This is a genomic window from Prevotella sp. E13-17, assembly GCF_022024035.1.
In the GTDB taxonomy this organism is placed as follows: domain Bacteria; phylum Bacteroidota; class Bacteroidia; order Bacteroidales; family Bacteroidaceae; genus Prevotella.
Genome location: NZ_CP091787.1, coordinates 1,112,739 through 1,128,685, shown reverse-complemented (window position 1 = coordinate 1,128,685; position 15,947 = coordinate 1,112,739). Strand labels below are relative to the sequence as shown.

Sequence of the window (15,947 nt, the reverse complement as noted above, 5' to 3'; positions counted from 1 at the left end):
AAAAAATTGAAACAACCAAGGAATTGGTCGTTAATTATTATCCTCTTCACTGTTTTTAACTCTTTGCGAAATTTCTTCATTAGGCGGATAAAAATACTTAGGTCAAGATTATCTTACTGCAAAGATATATATTTTTTTAGACATAGCAAAATATTTACCTAACTATTTTTAACCTGATTACAAAACTATTCAGGAGGAAAGACACAAAAAATGCCACTATTCCAGTTCGAATAGCGGCATTCTTGAATACATCGAACAATGATTCGATCCTATTCCTTGTTTTCGGCATCGATAGCCTTGATCTTATCCTTTACGAGCTGCATATCGTCCTTGAGTTTCCGCACCTTACGGTTCATCTCGTCGATGAGCGAATTGCCCTTCTTTGAGCTGACACTGAGGAAGCCCAGGTTGTTCTCATAGGTTGCAATGTCCTGCTTCAGGTTTTCGTACTGACGCATCAAGCGAGCACGCTCGTTGTCGAGTGCAGCCTCACCACGCTCAGCCACCTGCTTGAGGTTGTCCTTGAACTTATTGAGACGCTTCTTGGCTACAGACACGTTGAGGTCCTTATACAACTTGTCCAATACAGCATGGTATTCCTCGTACAGTTTGTCTTTCTCCTTGTAGGGAACATGGCCGATGGCATTGTATTCTTCAACGAGTTTCTGCACCTTTGTCTGCAGATCATCGCCAGCCTCTTCGGCTGCTGCCTTTAGGCGAGCAATGATGTCCTGCTTCTTCTCCAGGTTTTGATGTTCCTCATTGCGCTGACCGGCACCAGCGGCATTGCGAGCCTCGAAGAACTTATTGCAGGCTGCAAGGAACTCCTCCCACAGCTGATCGCCCAACTTCTTAGGCACCATACCGATGGTCTTCCACTCTTTCTGCAAGGCAATGAGCTTGTCGCTGGTAGAGCGCCATTCGGTGCTGTCCTGCAGTGCCTTTGCCTTTTCGATGAGTGCACGCTTCTTATCGGCATTCTCTTTGAACGTGTCCTTGAGGGCTTTGAAGTGTTCGGCCTTTGCTGCAAAGAAGGTATCGCAAGCGGCTCGGAAGCGCTCGAAGATTTTCACGTTCATCTTTTGCGGGGCAAAGCCTATGGTCTTCCATTCCTGCTGAATGGCAATAATCTCCTGTGTCAGTCGTTCCCAATCTGCACTACCCTTCTTCTCTTCGGCTGCTATGGCCTCTACTTTCTCGCAGAGTACGGTCTTCTTCTGCAGATTCTCTTCCTCGCGGGCACGAATGTCCTCGAAGTGCTGCTGATGGCGCTTGTTGATAACGGTAGATGCGGCCTTGAAGCGCTGCCAGATGTCCTCGCGCAACTCTTTGGCTACGGGACCCGTCTCGCGGTATTCCTGATGGAGCTTCTGCAGCTGATGGAAAGCACTGATCACGTCTTCCTCGTCAGCCAGTTTCTCGGCAGCCTCGCAGAGGTGTGTCTTCAGTTCCAGATTCTTCTTGAAGTCGTATTCGCGGGCTTCGCTGTTCAGCTTCAGCAGGTCGTAGAACTGTTCGACATACAGCTGATAGCTGCGCCACAACTCGTTGGCCTTATCGGCTGGCACGCTCTTGATTTCCTTCCACTCTGCCTGAAGAGCCTTGAAGTCTTGGTATGATTTGTTGGCTTCCTCGGGCGAGGTCACCATGTTCTTGATCTTCTCAATAATCTCGAGTTTCTTCTTCAGGTTCTCCTCTTTCTCAGCTTCCTGCTGACGGAACAGTTCGGCACGGCGCTCTTTGATGACGCCCATCTCAGCCTTGAACTCCTCTTCGACTTCATCGGGGGTTACCTGATAGGTTGCAGGATCGCCTCCAGCATCAATATATGCTTTCTGCTGAGCATCACGCTCGGCAATGTGAAGTTTGTAGAACACGGTCTTTAAATATTCCACCTCTTCTTTTTGGGGAGTCTCTTCGCCATGGGCAATTTCCCTCACCCTGTCGAGTACTTCCTTCTTAGAGGTATAGACCTTGCGCTCTTCGACTGCGGCTTCGTGAGCCATTACTTCTTCCTGTGTCCCCTGTTCGAGGATGTTTTCTTGAGAGTCCATCATTTAACTTTTTAGTTACTGATTCGATTAGTACACACAAAATTAGGCCTCAAAATTACGGAAAATAATTTTAACAGCCTAATTTTCTGTGATTTTTTTTCGTTTTGGGGGTTAAATAAGTCTTTTATATCTAAAAAACCACCATGCAAGAGCCGAAACGCCCACTGAAATAGCCAATGCAAAAAGGAAACCGAAATGGCTTGACTCCATGCCATTGATGAGGTTCATGCCGAAAAGAGAGGCTATGAGCGTGGGGAACATCATGATAATGGTCACTGAAGTCAGCGTACGCATCACGGTGTTCATGTTGTTATTAATAATCGACTGATAGGTATCCATCGTTGACTCGAGGATGTTCGAATAGATGTTGGTGGTTTCGCGGGCCTGTGTCATCTCAATGTTGACGTCCTCGATCAGATCGGCATCAAGTTCGTCGATCTGCAGTTTAAACTTCAGCTTCGACAACAAGGTCTCGTTGCCACGGATAGACGTCTGGAAGTAAGTGAGCGAATCCTGCAGACGACTCAGGCCTATCAGGCTTTCGTTGTTCACCTCCTTGTCGAGGTTTCGCTTGGCTTTATCTATCAACAGATTGATTTGCTTCAGGCGCTTCAGATACCACACAGCACTGGAAAGGAACAGACGGAAGATCATATCCACATGATCGGTGAAGCCTTCATTGCGTTTCTGCTGATATGAAAGAAAATCAATCATCATGTTGGTCTCATAGTAGCACACCGTAATGGTGACGTCGCGCTTGTGAATAATGCCAAGAGGCACCGTGGTATAGGGTGTGCGCGAACGCACCTCTTTTACATAGGGGATACGCAAGATAATAAGCATCCATCCGTCATCGTACTCATAACGAGCACGCTCATCGGTATCGCTGATGTCTGAAATAAAATAATCGGGTATGCCAAAGCGCTCTTCCAACTCGCGCTGGTCTTCATCTGTTGGACACGTCACCTGTATCCAGCAATTAGGCTGCCACTCCTGCAGTTGGCTCAGCCCCTCTGTTGTGTTCCAATAGGTCTTCATGTTGCTAATCCATTTGATAATACCACAAGTACGAAAGTACGCAAGCACTCATGTACATGGATAGTTTTACGAAAATAATTTAGCGGCAAAGGGATTAGCAGCCTTGTCGCCATCCCCCGCCATTACGAATTGTAATTGTCCGCCGGGTAATCGTCCATAATTTTGTTGATAATTGGTTTAACGACTGCAAAGGTACGAGAAAAAAAGTAAAAAACATGCAATTTGCGGAATTTATTTACCTTTTTTTTTATTAATCAGCTGTTTCTCAATTATTATGCGTACCTTTGCAGTGTTTTAAAAACAAAGAAGAGCATGGTCTATAAATACGACTTTCTTATAATTGGTTCAGGAGTAGCGGGCATGAGTTATGCCCTCAAAGTGGCACGTGCCAACAAAGGCAAAGTGTGCATGATTTGCAAAACGACACTTGACGAAGCCAACACATCGTTTGCCCAAGGCGGCGTGGCATCGGTTACGAACCTATTGGTGGACAACTTTGACAAGCACATTGAGGACACCATGATAGCTGGCGACTTCATCTCAGACCGCACTGCCGTTGAACAGGTGGTAAGAAACGCACCCGAGCAGATTAAGGAGTTAGTGAACTGGGGTGTGAACTTTGACAAAAAGGAAGACGGAAACTTCGACCTGCACCGTGAAGGCGGGCACTCGGAATTCCGTATTCTGCACCATGCCGACGACACAGGAGCCGAGATTCAGCGTGGGCTGATGGAGGCCGTGCGCAACAATCCCAATATTGAGATCAAGGAGAACCACTTCGCTGTAGAGATTATCACACAGCATCACTTGGGTGCCAAGGTGACACGACGCACACCTTATATTAATTGTTATGGCGCTTATGTGCTGAATCCTGAGACAGAGAAAGTGGACACCTATCTGGCAAAGGTCACGGTGATGTGTACGGGCGGATGTGGTGCCGTCTATCAAACGACCACCAACCCGGTGATTGCCACCGGCGACGGCGAAGCCATGGTCTATCGCGCCAAAGGTACGGTGGCCGACATGGAATTCGTACAGTTCCACCCCACCGCCCTCTATTCACCAGGAGAGACCCACCCTGCTTTCCTCATCACCGAAGCCATGCGCGGCTATGGTGGCATACTGCGCTTGCCCAATGGCGAGAGCTTCATGGAGAAATACGACGAGCGTCTGTCGCTGGCTCCACGCGACATTGTGGCTCGCGCCATTGATAAGGAGATGAAGATTCACGGACTGGACCACGTCTGCCTGGACGTCACACACAAGAACCCAGCCGAAACCCGCCGACACTTCCCCAACATCTACCAGAAGTGTCTGTCAATGGGCATTGACATTACGACCGACTACATCCCCGTGCGGCCCGCAGCCCACTATATGTGCGGCGGTATCAAGGTGGATTTGAATGGTTGTTCAAGCATAGAGCGCCTCTATGCCATCGGCGAATGCTCATGCACAGGTCTGCACGGTGGCAACCGTCTGGCATCTAACTCGCTCATCGAGGCTGTGGTCTATGCCGATGCTGCTGCCAAACACTCTTTGGAGCATGTGGATCTCTATGACTTCAACGAGAAGGTGCCTGAATGGAACGACGAGGGCACAATGACGAACGAGGAGAAAGTGCTTATCACACAATCGGTGAAAGAGGTCGGAGAAATCATGTCGAACTATGTAGGTATCGTGCGCTCTGACTTGCGTTTGCATCGTGCGTGGGTACGACTGGATACGCTCTATGAAGAGACCGAGAATTTGTTTAAGCGTGTGAAGGCCACCAAAGACATCTGCGAATTGCGAAACATGATCAACGTAGGATATCTCATCACCCGCTTTGCCCTGGAACGCAAAGAGAGTCGAGGACTGCATTACACCATCGACTATCCGGCTCATGCCTACGACAAGGAATAAGAAAAGTTTCGAGCAGAATCAGAAATGGTTCTAAAGAAAAGGAAAACAAGTCTGAGAAATCAGGAATAGAACATAAAAGAAAGAGCGACAACCATCATGGTGTGTCGCTCTTTCACGTTATTTATTCAATCTTTTTACCCTTGTAAAATACATCATAGGAGTCTTCACCATAGCCATCACCCGTATATTTAAAGGTTAACGCCATGGCTCCATCGACCTTTTGGCCATAGTAGAACACTGTAAAGGAGTCCTTTGCATAGCCTCCACCCAACTCTTCAAATGATTGTGCATGCGCATCCAACTTCTTGTTGCCATAATAGACGTTGAACTTTGTCTTATAGTAGCCGCGATGCGATGGCGGAAGTTCTTCGTTACGCCCTTGATTACGCCAGCTGCTGGGCTCTTTCAATCGGAACGAAGAAGGATCTACATTCTCCAACACTCGGCCATCCATATAGACATTGTACTTATCCTTGGCATAGCCACAACCCAAATCACGGAAGGTACGAGCATCGGCATACTTCAACAACGCATGACCAAAATAGACGTGTCCGCGGTCTATCTCATAGCGCTGAGCACTGGCAAACAAGCAAAAGCCTGTCATTACTAACAGCAAAAGCGATTTGCGAAAAACAGATGTTTGAGTCATAATCTTATAGTTTTAAATGGTTGATGGTGCAAAGATAAGGAATATCAACAAAAAAAGAATAGGAATTTCCGCATAACTTTGGAGGAAATCCCTATTCTTTAGAATATTTAACCAGGCTGTTTTAGAGGTTTGCCAGTTCAACAACCTTATCAACAGCAGCACTGAGTCCGTCAACGCTCTTACCGCCAGCCTGTGCAAAGTGAGGCTGACCACCGCCACCACCCTGGATGAGCTTAGCAGCTTCGCGAACCATCTGACCGGCATTCAACTTGCGGTCGGCCACCAGGTCGTCGCTCATCATGATTGAAAGCTGAGGCTTATTGTCGGCATGGGTGCCAAGTACACAAAGGACTGAACCATCGACTGCGGCACGAATCTTGAAGGCCAAGTCCTTAGCTGCAGCAGGAGCCATGGGCAACACGGCAGAAACAACCTTCACACCATTGACCTCGCGGGCTTTCTCGACCAACTGCTTAGCGGTACGTTCTACAGCCTGTGACTGGAAAGCCTCAATCTCTTTCTTCATAGAATCGTGCTCCTCAATATACTTGCGGATAACACCCTGTAAGTCCTTGGCATTGTTGAAGAATGACTTCACTGCACGGAGCATGTCCTCTGTCTGATACAACAGTTCCTCGCACTCCTTACCCGTCTTGGCCTCGATACGACGAATACCGGCAGCAACACTACTCTCGGAGATAATCTTAAAGAAACCGATACGACCGGTACTGCTGGCATGAACACCGCCACAGAACTCGCAAGAAGGTCCGAAACGAACCACACGCACCTTGTCGCCATACTTCTCGCCAAAGAGAGCAATAGCACCAAGTTTCTTTGCCTCGTCGAAAGGCATATCGCGATGCTCATCGAGAGGAATGTCCTGACGAATCATATCGTTTACCATACGCTCTACTTCACGAATCTGCTCGTCGGTTACCTTCTCGAAATGAGAGAAGTCGAAACGCAGGGTATCTGGACTTACATAAGAGCCTTTCTGTTCTACATGGTCACCCAAGACCTGCTTCAACGCATAGTCAAGCAAGTGAGTGGCAGTATGATTGGCGGCAGAAGCATCACGCTTGTCGGTATCTACACAAGCCATGAACGGTGCAGCGGTGTCCTTAGGCAACTGCTTCACAATGTGAATACTCTGACCGTTCTCGCGCTTGGTGTCGATAATCTCGATGGTCTCATTCTCAGAAACGAGTACACCCTGGTCGCCTACCTGTCCACCCATCTCGCCATAGAATGGCGTATGGTCAAGTACCAACTCATAGAACTCATTCTTCTTCTGTGTCACCTTGCGGTAACGCAGGATGCGACACTCATATTCTGTAAAGTCGTAGCCCACGAACTGCTGTTCGCCGGCAGCCAACTCTACCCAGTCTGAGTTCTCAACAGCAGCGGCATTGCGAGCGCGATCTTTCTGCTTCTGCATCTCGGCATTGAACTGTTTCTCGTTGACGGAGAAACCATTCTCGCGACAGATCAGTTCGGTGAGGTCGAGGGGGAAGCCGTAGGTGTCAAACAGACGGAAAGCCTGAACGCCGTCCAGCTCTTTCTTGCCTTCTGCTTTCAACTGCTCCATAGCATCGTTCAGCATACCAATACCCTTCTCCAATGTGCGCAGGAAAGAATCTTCTTCTTCCTTCATCACCTTGGCAATCAAAGTCTGCTGTGCCTTCAGCTCGGGGAAAGCATCTCCCATCTCCTCGACAAGTGTAGGCAGAAGTTTATAGAGGAAGGCTTCTTTCTGACCAAGGAACGTGTAAGCATAACGTACGGCACGACGCAAGATACGACGAATGACATAGCCGGCCTTGGCATTTGAAGGCAACTGACCATCGGCGATAGAGAAAGCGACTGCACGCAGGTGGTCGGCACAAACACGCATCGCTACGTTGATATCGTCCTGCTCTTTGCTGACAGGGCTCTCAACCTCTTCCTCGAAAGTGGTATATTTCAAACCTGTAATCTGCTGCTCAGCCTTGATGATGGGCTGGAACACATCTGTGTCGTAGTTAGAGTGCTTGCCCTGCATCATGCGAACCAAGCGCTCGAAGCCCATACCAGTATCGATAACGTTCATTGTCAGAGGCTCCAATGAGCCGTCGGCCTTGCGGTTGAACTGCATAAATACGATGTTCCAGATTTCAATGACCTGAGGGTCGTCTTGGTTCACAAGCTCACGACCGCTCTTCCCACTTGCCTTACGCTGTTCGGGAGTGCGAGAGTCAACATGAATCTCTGAGCAAGGACCGCAGGGACCGGTATCGCCCATCTCCCAGAAGTTGTCATGCTTGTTGCCATTGATGATGTGATCAGCAGGCACATGCTTAGCCCAATATTTAGCAGCCTCATCGTCACGAGGTATGTTTTCTTCGGGAGAGCCCTCGAATACGGTGACATAAAGATCCTCGGGATTTAACTTCAGAACGTCAACAAGATATTCCCATGCCATATCGATGGCACCCTCTTTGAAGTAATCTCCAAAGCTCCAGTTGCCCAGCATCTCGAACATAGTGTGGTGATAGGTGTCATGACCAACTTCTTCCAGGTCGTTGTGCTTACCAGAAACACGCAAGCACTTCTGAGTATCCGCTCGGCGGCGAGGCTCTGGGTCGCGTGTACCCAGAATAATATCTTTCCACTGGTTCATACCAGCGTTGGTAAACATCAATGTTGGGTCATCCTTAATCACCATTGGTGCAGAAGGCACAATGGCATGCTGTTTCGACTCAAAAAATTTCTTAAACGAGTCGCGAATCTCTTTAGCGGTCATCATTGTTTCTTTACTTTATATACAATTTGGGTGCAAAATTACAAAAAAATGGCGAATAAACGATGACTAATTAAGAATAATTTCGTATCTTTGCAAAACAAATGGATATGTAATATGGCACTGAATCTTAACAAAAACCTGAAGTTGTACTATTCCATTAGGGAAGTGGCAGAAATGTTTGACCTTAATGAGAGTACACTACGCTATTGGGAAACCGAGTTTCCCCATTTGAAGCCAAAGACAATGGGGCCTAACAAAATTCGCCAATATTCAGAAAAAGACATTAAACAGGTTAAGTTGATCTACAACTTGGTCAAGGAGCGAGGATTCAAGATATCTGCTGCCAAAAGCATTATCAACAGTAATCGTGATGGTGCAGACAAGACTGCCGATGTCTTGGCACGCCTTGTCAATGTAAGAGATGATTTGCAGGCCTTAAAAAAACAATTGGACGGACTTCAATAGTGTCCGTCCAATTGTTTTTATTGAGTGACTCATTACATAATCTGTGAAATTTCTTTCAAGTCCTCAACTTCCTTAAGACTCGCAATAATCGACTTCACATCATCTCGATCGTGAACCTTCAAGTCTATCCATCCTTCGAAAATTCCATCTTCTGTAGTGAAAGTCAGCTTGCGAATATCGACATTCAACTGGTTGGAAATGACCTGCGTGACCTCGTTTACCAATCCACGACGATCAATGCCGCCCAACCTAATCGTGGCGTCGAAGAACAGATTCTTGTGCATATCCCATTTCGCATCCAATATGCGATTGCCATAACTGGCCTTCAACTTATTGGCCACAGGACAGGCACGCTTATGAATCTCTATGCAATTTTGATTGTCAATATATCCTAATGCATCGTCACCAGGGATGGGATGACAACATGTGGGGAAGATATACTGTTTGATATTCTGAGCGGTAATATAAATCGGCTTCTTCCGATTGAACTTCTCTGGTACGACAAAGAGTTCCGGCTGATCGTTGACAGCTTTCTTTGCCTTTACGAATGGTACAAATTTACGCCATCCGCCATTACTTTCCCTCTTTGACTTATGTTTACCATTGAGTTCGTCAACATCCTCGTCACCAAGAATGATACGCTTCTCACCCATAGCTAAAAAGAAAGGTTCACGACGCGTAAAGTCATGCAGATGCATCAGTTGATCAATATGACTCTGATTAGACTCGAAGCCATTCTTCTTAAACCATTCGTCCAACAGTTCCTCGCCAATTTTCTGTACCTCGCGATTGTCCCTGCGCAAGATAGCCTGAATCTTAGCCTTTGCCTTGGCTGTAAACACGAAATTAATCCACGAAGGCTGTACACGCTGAGACTTAGATGTCAGGATCTCAACCTGATCGCCACTGTTCAACCGATGGCTTAGCGGCACCAACTTATGGTTAACCTTTGCTCCAATACAATGCGATCCTAAGAATGTGTGGATAGAGAAGGCAAAGTCAAGCACCGTACATTCCGCTGGCATCGTCTTGATTTCACCTTTAGGAGTGAAGACAAAAATCTCGCTTGCAAACAGATTCAACTTGATAGAATCAATGAAGTCCATTGCGTCGGGCTGAGGATCATCGAGAATCTCCTTGATGGTGCGTAGCCATTGGTTCAACTCGTTTTCATCCTCACTGTATTCACCGTCAGCCTGTTCTCCTTCCTTATATTTCCAATGAGCAGCCAACCCTTGTTCGGCAATCTCATCCATTCGTTCCGAGCGGATCTGCACCTCTATCCAATGGCCCTCCTTTGACATCAACGTAACATGCAAAGCCTGATATCCATTAGCCTTAGGATGACTCACCCAGTCGCGCAAACGATCGGGATGGCTCTCGTATATCTTGCCGAGCTCCACATAAATATTAAAGCACTCACGAGCTTCAGCTTCCTTACTGGTGGCTTTAAAGATGATGCGCACAGCCAGAATATCATAGACCTCTTCGAAGGTGACATGCTTCTTCTGCATCTTGTTCCAGATGGAATAAGGACTTTTGATACGCTCCTTAATCTGGTACTGCAGCCCCATGCGTTTCAGCATGTCCTCGATAGGGGCAGTAAAGAGGTCGAACGATTGATGACGCGTCTTATAAGTCTCTGCCAACTTATGTTCTATCGTGGCATATTCCTCTGGGTGTTCGAACTTAAAACTAAGATTTTCCAGTTCCGACTTAATCTTATAAAGTCCCAGTCGATGAGCCAACGGCGCATAGAGATAAAGAGTTTCGCCCGCAATCTTGTACTGTTTGTTGGCTGGCTGCGAATCCAATGTTCGCATATTATGAAGACGGTCTGCAATCTTAATGAGGATGACACGTATATCCTCACTCATGGTGAGCAGCAACTTCTTAAAGTTCTCCGCCTGTGCCGATGCCTTCTCGCCAAAGATGCCACCACTGATTTTGGTCAGTCCATCAACAATCTGGGCTATCTTCGGACCGAACATATTGGATATATCCTCTACGGTATAGTCTGTATCCTCTACCACATCGTGCAAAAGAGCAGCACAGATACTGGTAGAACCCAATCCTATCTCCGAACACACAATCTGTGCAACGGCAATAGGATGCATAATATAGGGTTCGCCCGACAAACGGCGTACGCCCTTATGAGCCTGACGTGCAAAGTTGAATGCTTTTGCAATCAGGTCAACCTTCTTACGATGGCGTGAATTCAAATAATTATTTATCAGGCGGTCATAGGCCTCATTTATCATCAGATCATCAGCCTGTTCACGTCGCATCAACTCTTCATCGTCCATAAAATTCCTCCTTAACCTTATACCTTATATATTTTAATCGGATTATTATTTCACCCTCAACTTCTGGCCTGCACGAATATTAGTGCCGCGAATACCATTCAGTCTCTTCAGCTTTTGCACCGTTGTGCCGTTTCGTCGAGCTATGGTAGAAAGAGATTCACCCTTTCTCACTGTCACCCTACGTCCACCACGCGCGTTCCTACGTCCTGCCCGCTTGCTCGATGCCGTTTTTGAAGGCACGAATGTATTATCGATTTCTACCTCAGAACGCTTGAGTGGCGCAGAAGAAGCATAAACAGAGTCCTGCATTGCAATAAACGTATTGACGTCGTTCAACGGCAGACGAATAGGCATTGGTTTTGAAGCACCTGGCACAATGTCGCGACGATAGACAGGGTTCAGAGCGCGCAACATCTGAATATCCAGGTTGCACACAGAGGCAATCTGAGATAATGTCAGGTCACGGTTTACCATCACCGTATCCGTTTGAGAGGGCAACTGCGTTCTCATTGGGCATATACCATGTTCGCAGTAATAGGTCATCACGTAGTTGGCTGCAATAAAGGCTGGCACGTAGCCGCGTGTCTCCTTGGGCAGATAAGGATATATCTTCCAATAATCACGTTCGCCACCAGCGCGAGCTATTGCCTTATTGATATTACCAGGACCACAATTGTAGGCAGCAATAACCAGATTCCAGTCACCATAAACCTTGTATAAGTCGCTCAACAGGTGAGCTGCAGCATAACTGGCCTTCACCGGATCGCGACGTTCATCAATCAGACTATTGATTTCAAGGTTATACATCTTACCCGTGCTGACCATGAACTGCCAAAGCCCAGTTGCTCCTACACGAGAGACTGCAGTGGGATTCAGCGCCGATTCAATGATGGGCAGATATTTCAACTCCAAAGGAACCTGATAAGCTTCGAGTGCTTCCTCAAAGATAGGCATATAGAAGTTAGAGGCACCAAGCATAAATCCCACCTGACGACGCAAGCGTCCGGCATAGCGATCGATACAAGAGCGCACCACTTCGTTGTACGACATCTCCATAACAGTAGGCATCCGCATCAGGCGTTCAATGTATTCCTCTTTAGTATAGAGCGGGTTCTCGCCAGTGGTTCTGCAATCGTCATCTACCGTCAGATAACTTTTCGACTCATAGAGGTTCATCAAACTATCCATCATATTGTCGGCCATAGCCTCAGGGAAGTCAATTTCCTCCATATCGCCATACTCATCAGTTACTATAATTTCCTCATCTTCCGCCTCCACCTCTATTTGCGCCTGTGTGCAGACCACACAAGTCAAAAGCATTGCGGAAAGTATTATCAGTTTTCTTTTCATACAATCATCTTTAGAAATTAATGCTACAGTTCACGCCTATCGACGCTGCTGAAAGCGACCTGCTATTCAAGCCGTTGCCCATGACAGTTGGGCGCACCTTCATGCTCAAGTCTTTCGAGATGTCGAATTCAGACAATTCTGCATCTACATAGGCATCGATGACCGAAACGACATAGACACCAACCATACAGAAGAAACTTAAATCGCGCCAACGACGATAGCGATCCTTGCGACTTTTAAACACCGACTTATAGCGTTCCTCGTTCTCTGGTGTGATGGTGCGTCCCAGATGCAGAAACTTATTATAGCTTGCCGTCGTGGGATCATCGTCCATAATGTCCAGATAAGCCTGCTGATAGTCCTTATACATCATGTTGTTCCACATGAGTGCATAGACACATCCCACGAAACCGCCATACACAATGGGCAGTTTCCAGTATTTGCGGTTATAGATTTGTCCGCCACCAGGGATGACCATTGCCATCCAAAGTGCCCGCTGGGGGTCAGGCCGCCAAGTGCTCCAGTCCTTTTTGGGTTTTGACATCTTTACCGCCTGACTGGCCACTGTCTGCACTACCGCCGTATCAATAACAGCAGCTGTATCTACTGGCAGGGCTGCATACATCGAGTCTATAGCCTGCATGATAGAATCAGTCACCACTGTTTGGGCATTCATTGTGGTCAACGGCAGACACAGCGACAGCGCTGTCAGCACTATAGCCTTTCCGAATCTCTGTGTCATGTCAACACACCATTTTCTCATTTGCTCAATGTCCAGCATTCAGCACTTTTAATATTCGTTCAAGATCCCGCTCGTTGTCAAAAGGAATACAGATCTTTCCTTTGCCCGTGGGGGAACATGTCATTTGGATCTTTGTCTGGAAGAAGGTTGTCAGACGTTTCTTCACAGCATCATATTCTGCCGGCAGCTTAGCCTTGGCAGCAATCTTTCTGTTGGCACCCTGCACATCTTCGCCATTCTTCAGCATCTGAACCATCTCCTCTACCTTTCTCACCGAGTATTGGTTCTTCAGCACTTCCTTAAACAACTTCAACTGCATTGAAGGAGAATCGAGCGACAACAGAGCACGTGCATGTCCCATGTCGATTTCACGGTTCTTCAGTGCCATTTGAATCTGGGCAGGCAACTTCAGCAATCGCATATAGTTAGTCACAGCCGTACGGCTCTTGCCCACGCGCTCAGAAATCCTTTCTTGCGTCATTCCGCTGGTTTCTGCCAGGTGTTCATAAGCCAGGGCTATTTCAATGGCATTCAGATCCTCGCGCTGTATATTCTCTACGAGTGCCAGTTCCATCACGCTTTCATCATTAGCCGTGCGGATATAGGCAGGTATCGTAGTAAGTCCAGCCTGCTGCGAAGCCCTCCATCTGCGTTCGCCGGCAATGATCTGGTAGCGATCGGGGGCTACCTGACGCAACGTGATAGGCGCAATGATACCCATGGTTGCAATACTTGAAGCCAGTTCTTGCATAGCCGTCTCATCAAACTCACGTCGAGGTTGATCAGGATTTGGTTCGATTTGTTCGATGGGAATCTCGTTCAAGTTTGACGAACCTTGAGTTTTCACCTCACTTGTATCAATGAGTGCATCGAGTCCGCGACCATTACCTATATCATCAAGTCCGCGACCAAGCACACTTCGGTCATATTTCTTTCTTACAGCCATTGCTATTTATTCTTACTAATAATTTCTTTTGCCAATGTCAGATGGTTTTTACTTCCAGTAGAATCTGCGTCGTAGAGGATGACAGGCAGACCGTGAGAGGGGCTCTCCGAAAGTTTTACGTTACGCTGAATTACCGTTTTGAACACCAGTTCCTGGAAGTGGCGTTTCACTTCGTCATAGATTTGGTTGGCCAGACGCAGGCGCGAGTCGTACATCGTCAGCAAGAAACCCTCTATCTCAAGTTTTGGGTTCAGTTTGCTCTTAATAATCTTAATGGTGTTCAGCAGTTTCGAGATACCCTCCAATGCGAAGTATTCACACTGCACGGGGATGATTACCGAGTCGGCCGCCGTCAGCGAATTCACAGTGATAAGACCCAATGAAGGCGAGCAGTCGATGAGGATATAGTCATATTCAGCACGGATAGGATCCAGCAATTTCTTGATCACCTTCTCTCGATTGTCCAGGTTCAGCATTTCAATCTCTGCACCGACCAGGTCGATATGGCTAGGAATGATGTCGAGTCCCTCTATATCTGTGGTATAGATAGCCTCGCGCACATCGGCCTTATCGATGATACATTCGTAGATAGAGCAGTCCACCTGCTTGATATCCACGCCCAGTCCACTTGAAGCATTGGCCTGTGGGTCTGCATCGACTACGAGAACCGTCTTCTCAAGGGTAGCCAGCGAAGCTGCCAGATTGATTGTTGTGGTGGTCTTACCTACACCACCCTTTTGGTTAGCTAATGCGATTATCTTTCCCATTTCAATCTTTTCTCCTTTATAGTTTTGAACTGCAAAGATACAACTTTTCTGTGAAACAATGAATGTTTCACTTATATTATTTCAATTATTTTTAGAATTATTCTCCGCCCGACTTTACTTTTCTCAAAAAGAATAGTTACCTTTGCAAGAAATTAATTTTAAATAATGACAAGTAAAAAACCGCTCATCCTTATTTCTAACGACGATGGCTATCAAGCCAAGGGCATCAATAGTCTGACCGATATGCTGAGACACCTTGGCGACATCATCGTATGTGCACCCGATTCGGCACGCTCTGGTTTCTCATGTGCTTTTTCTGCAACCACTCCCCTGCGTCTCGACTTGCGTCATGAGGAGGAAGGACTGCAGATATGGTCGAGCAACGGCACACCCGTTGACTGCGTCAAGCTGGCTCTTTCTCAGATTGTTGGACGTCGTCCAGATATTGTTATTGGCGGCATCAACCATGGCGACAACGCGTCTGTCAACACACACTATAGCGGTACGATGGGGGTTACCCTGGAAGGATGTATGAAATACATTCCGTCTATTGCTTTCTCACTGTGCGACAATCGCGACGACGCAGACTTCGAGCCACTGCGCCCCTATGTTGTCTCGATGACAGAGAAAGTGCTGACCAAAGGTCTTCCAAAGGGAGTCTGTCTGAATGTCAACTTCCCACGTGCAGCAACGTTCAACGGTGTCAAGGTGTGCCGCATGTCACAAGGCACCTGGGGTCAGGAGGTGACACGCTGTCATCATCCTCGTGGCTACGACTATTTCTGGATGGTGGGGCACTATCAGAATGACGAACCCAGCATGCAAGACACAGACCGCTGGGCTCTGGACCATGGCTATGTGGCCATCACCCCCACCCAGATAGACGTCACTGCCTATGAGTTTATGAACCAGAAGAAAGATTGGGAAGAATAATTTTCTACTCATT

12 protein-coding genes are annotated in these 15,947 nt (G+C 47.2%); 3 read left to right on the top strand and 9 right to left on the bottom strand.

Annotated elements, in window-relative coordinates; all coding sequences use genetic code 11:
* Positions 1–269: 269 nt before the first annotated feature.
* On the bottom strand, positions 270–2,057 hold the full coding sequence (locus L6472_RS04060; RefSeq protein ID WP_237807336.1) for a DUF349 domain-containing protein: 1,788 nt from the start codon (positions 2,055–2,057) through the stop codon (positions 270–272).
* A 108-nt stretch (positions 2,058–2,165) separates the two neighbouring features.
* Entirely contained in the window at positions 2,166–3,092 is a 927-nt protein-coding gene (locus L6472_RS04055; protein ID WP_237807335.1) for a magnesium transporter CorA family protein, read from the bottom strand.
* Between the two features lie 312 nt (positions 3,093–3,404).
* On the opposite strand from L6472_RS04055, the gene nadB reads away from it, so the two are divergent.
* Entirely contained in the window at positions 3,405–4,994 is a 1,590-nt protein-coding gene (nadB, locus tag L6472_RS04050; protein ID WP_237807333.1) for an L-aspartate oxidase, read from the top strand.
* Between the two features lie 121 nt (positions 4,995–5,115).
* On the opposite strand, the gene L6472_RS04045 is transcribed toward nadB, so the two are convergent.
* Both L6472_RS04045 and alaS read right to left on the bottom strand, forming a co-directional pair.
* The gene (locus L6472_RS04045; RefSeq protein ID WP_052342060.1) at positions 5,116–5,598 is read right to left on the bottom strand and encodes a DKNYY domain-containing protein; all 483 of its coding nucleotides are present in this window, start codon (positions 5,596–5,598) and stop codon (positions 5,116–5,118) included.
* Positions 5,599–5,764: 166 nt separating this feature from the next.
* Positions 5,765–8,428, bottom strand: coding sequence for an alanine--tRNA ligase (gene alaS, locus L6472_RS04040; RefSeq protein WP_237807332.1), 2,664 nt, complete (start codon positions 8,426–8,428; stop codon positions 5,765–5,767).
* A gap of 111 nt (positions 8,429–8,539) precedes the next feature.
* Between alaS and L6472_RS04035 the strand changes: the two genes are divergently transcribed.
* The gene (locus L6472_RS04035; RefSeq protein WP_237807331.1) at positions 8,540–8,890 is read left to right on the top strand and encodes a MerR family transcriptional regulator; all 351 of its coding nucleotides are present in this window, start codon (positions 8,540–8,542) and stop codon (positions 8,888–8,890) included.
* A 32-nt stretch (positions 8,891–8,922) separates the two neighbouring features.
* Here L6472_RS04035 and L6472_RS04030 read toward each other — a convergent pair whose 3' ends face one another.
* From L6472_RS04030 to L6472_RS04010, 5 genes are read right to left on the bottom strand one after another with little or no spacing between them, the layout of a single operon-like run.
* Positions 8,923–11,196, bottom strand: coding sequence for a bifunctional (p)ppGpp synthetase/guanosine-3',5'-bis(diphosphate) 3'-pyrophosphohydrolase (locus tag L6472_RS04030; protein ID WP_237807330.1), 2,274 nt, complete (start codon positions 11,194–11,196; stop codon positions 8,923–8,925).
* A gap of 45 nt (positions 11,197–11,241) precedes the next feature.
* The gene (locus tag L6472_RS04025; RefSeq protein WP_237807329.1) at positions 11,242–12,546 is read right to left on the bottom strand and encodes a lytic transglycosylase domain-containing protein; all 1,305 of its coding nucleotides are present in this window, start codon (positions 12,544–12,546) and stop codon (positions 11,242–11,244) included.
* Between the two features lie 10 nt (positions 12,547–12,556).
* Positions 12,557–13,288 (bottom strand): DUF5683 domain-containing protein, encoded by a 732-nt coding sequence (locus L6472_RS04020; RefSeq protein WP_370640882.1) that lies wholly within the window; start codon positions 13,286–13,288, stop codon positions 12,557–12,559.
* Positions 13,289–13,313: 25 nt separating this feature from the next.
* Complete coding sequence (locus tag L6472_RS04015; RefSeq protein ID WP_237807328.1) at positions 13,314–14,234, bottom strand: ParB/RepB/Spo0J family partition protein; 921 nt, start codon at positions 14,232–14,234, stop codon at positions 13,314–13,316.
* 2 nt (positions 14,235–14,236) lie between these two features.
* Positions 14,237–15,001: a ParA family protein gene (locus L6472_RS04010; RefSeq protein WP_237807327.1), complete on the bottom strand. Its 765-nt coding sequence runs from the start codon at positions 14,999–15,001 to the stop codon at positions 14,237–14,239.
* A gap of 165 nt (positions 15,002–15,166) precedes the next feature.
* Here L6472_RS04010 and surE point away from each other — a divergent pair, with 165 nt between their 5' ends.
* Complete coding sequence (gene surE, locus L6472_RS04005) at positions 15,167–15,934, top strand: 5'/3'-nucleotidase SurE (protein WP_237807326.1); 768 nt, start codon at positions 15,167–15,169, stop codon at positions 15,932–15,934.
* Positions 15,935–15,947: the final 13 nt, after the last annotated feature.

What these genes read in the sequence shown, in the direction of transcription:
- L6472_RS04060 (WP_237807336.1), bottom strand. Translation starts at nt 2,057, where the DNA reads ATGATGGACTCTCAAGAAAACATCCTCGAACAGGGGACACAGGAAGAA.
- L6472_RS04055 (WP_237807335.1), bottom strand. Translation starts at nt 3,092, where the DNA reads ATGAAGACCTATTGGAACACAACAGAGGGGCTGAGCCAACTGCAGGAG.
- nadB (WP_237807333.1), top strand. Translation starts at nt 3,405, where the DNA reads ATGGTCTATAAATACGACTTTCTTATAATTGGTTCAGGAGTAGCGGGC.
- L6472_RS04045 (WP_052342060.1), bottom strand. Translation starts at nt 5,598, where the DNA reads ATGACAGGCTTTTGCTTGTTTGCCAGTGCTCAGCGCTATGAGATAGAC.
- alaS (WP_237807332.1), bottom strand. Translation starts at nt 8,428, where the DNA reads ATGATGACCGCTAAAGAGATTCGCGACTCGTTTAAGAAATTTTTTGAG.
- L6472_RS04035 (WP_237807331.1), top strand. Translation starts at nt 8,540, where the DNA reads ATGGCACTGAATCTTAACAAAAACCTGAAGTTGTACTATTCCATTAGG.
- L6472_RS04030 (WP_237807330.1), bottom strand. Translation starts at nt 11,196, where the DNA reads ATGGACGATGAAGAGTTGATGCGACGTGAACAGGCTGATGATCTGATG.
- L6472_RS04025 (WP_237807329.1), bottom strand. Translation starts at nt 12,546, where the DNA reads ATGAAAAGAAAACTGATAATACTTTCCGCAATGCTTTTGACTTGTGTG.
- L6472_RS04020 (WP_370640882.1), bottom strand. Translation starts at nt 13,288, where the DNA reads ATGACACAGAGATTCGGAAAGGCTATAGTGCTGACAGCGCTGTCGCTG.
- L6472_RS04015 (WP_237807328.1), bottom strand. Translation starts at nt 14,234, where the DNA reads ATGGCTGTAAGAAAGAAATATGACCGAAGTGTGCTTGGTCGCGGACTT.
- L6472_RS04010 (WP_237807327.1), bottom strand. Translation starts at nt 15,001, where the DNA reads ATGGGAAAGATAATCGCATTAGCTAACCAAAAGGGTGGTGTAGGTAAG.
- surE (WP_237807326.1), top strand. Translation starts at nt 15,167, where the DNA reads ATGACAAGTAAAAAACCGCTCATCCTTATTTCTAACGACGATGGCTAT.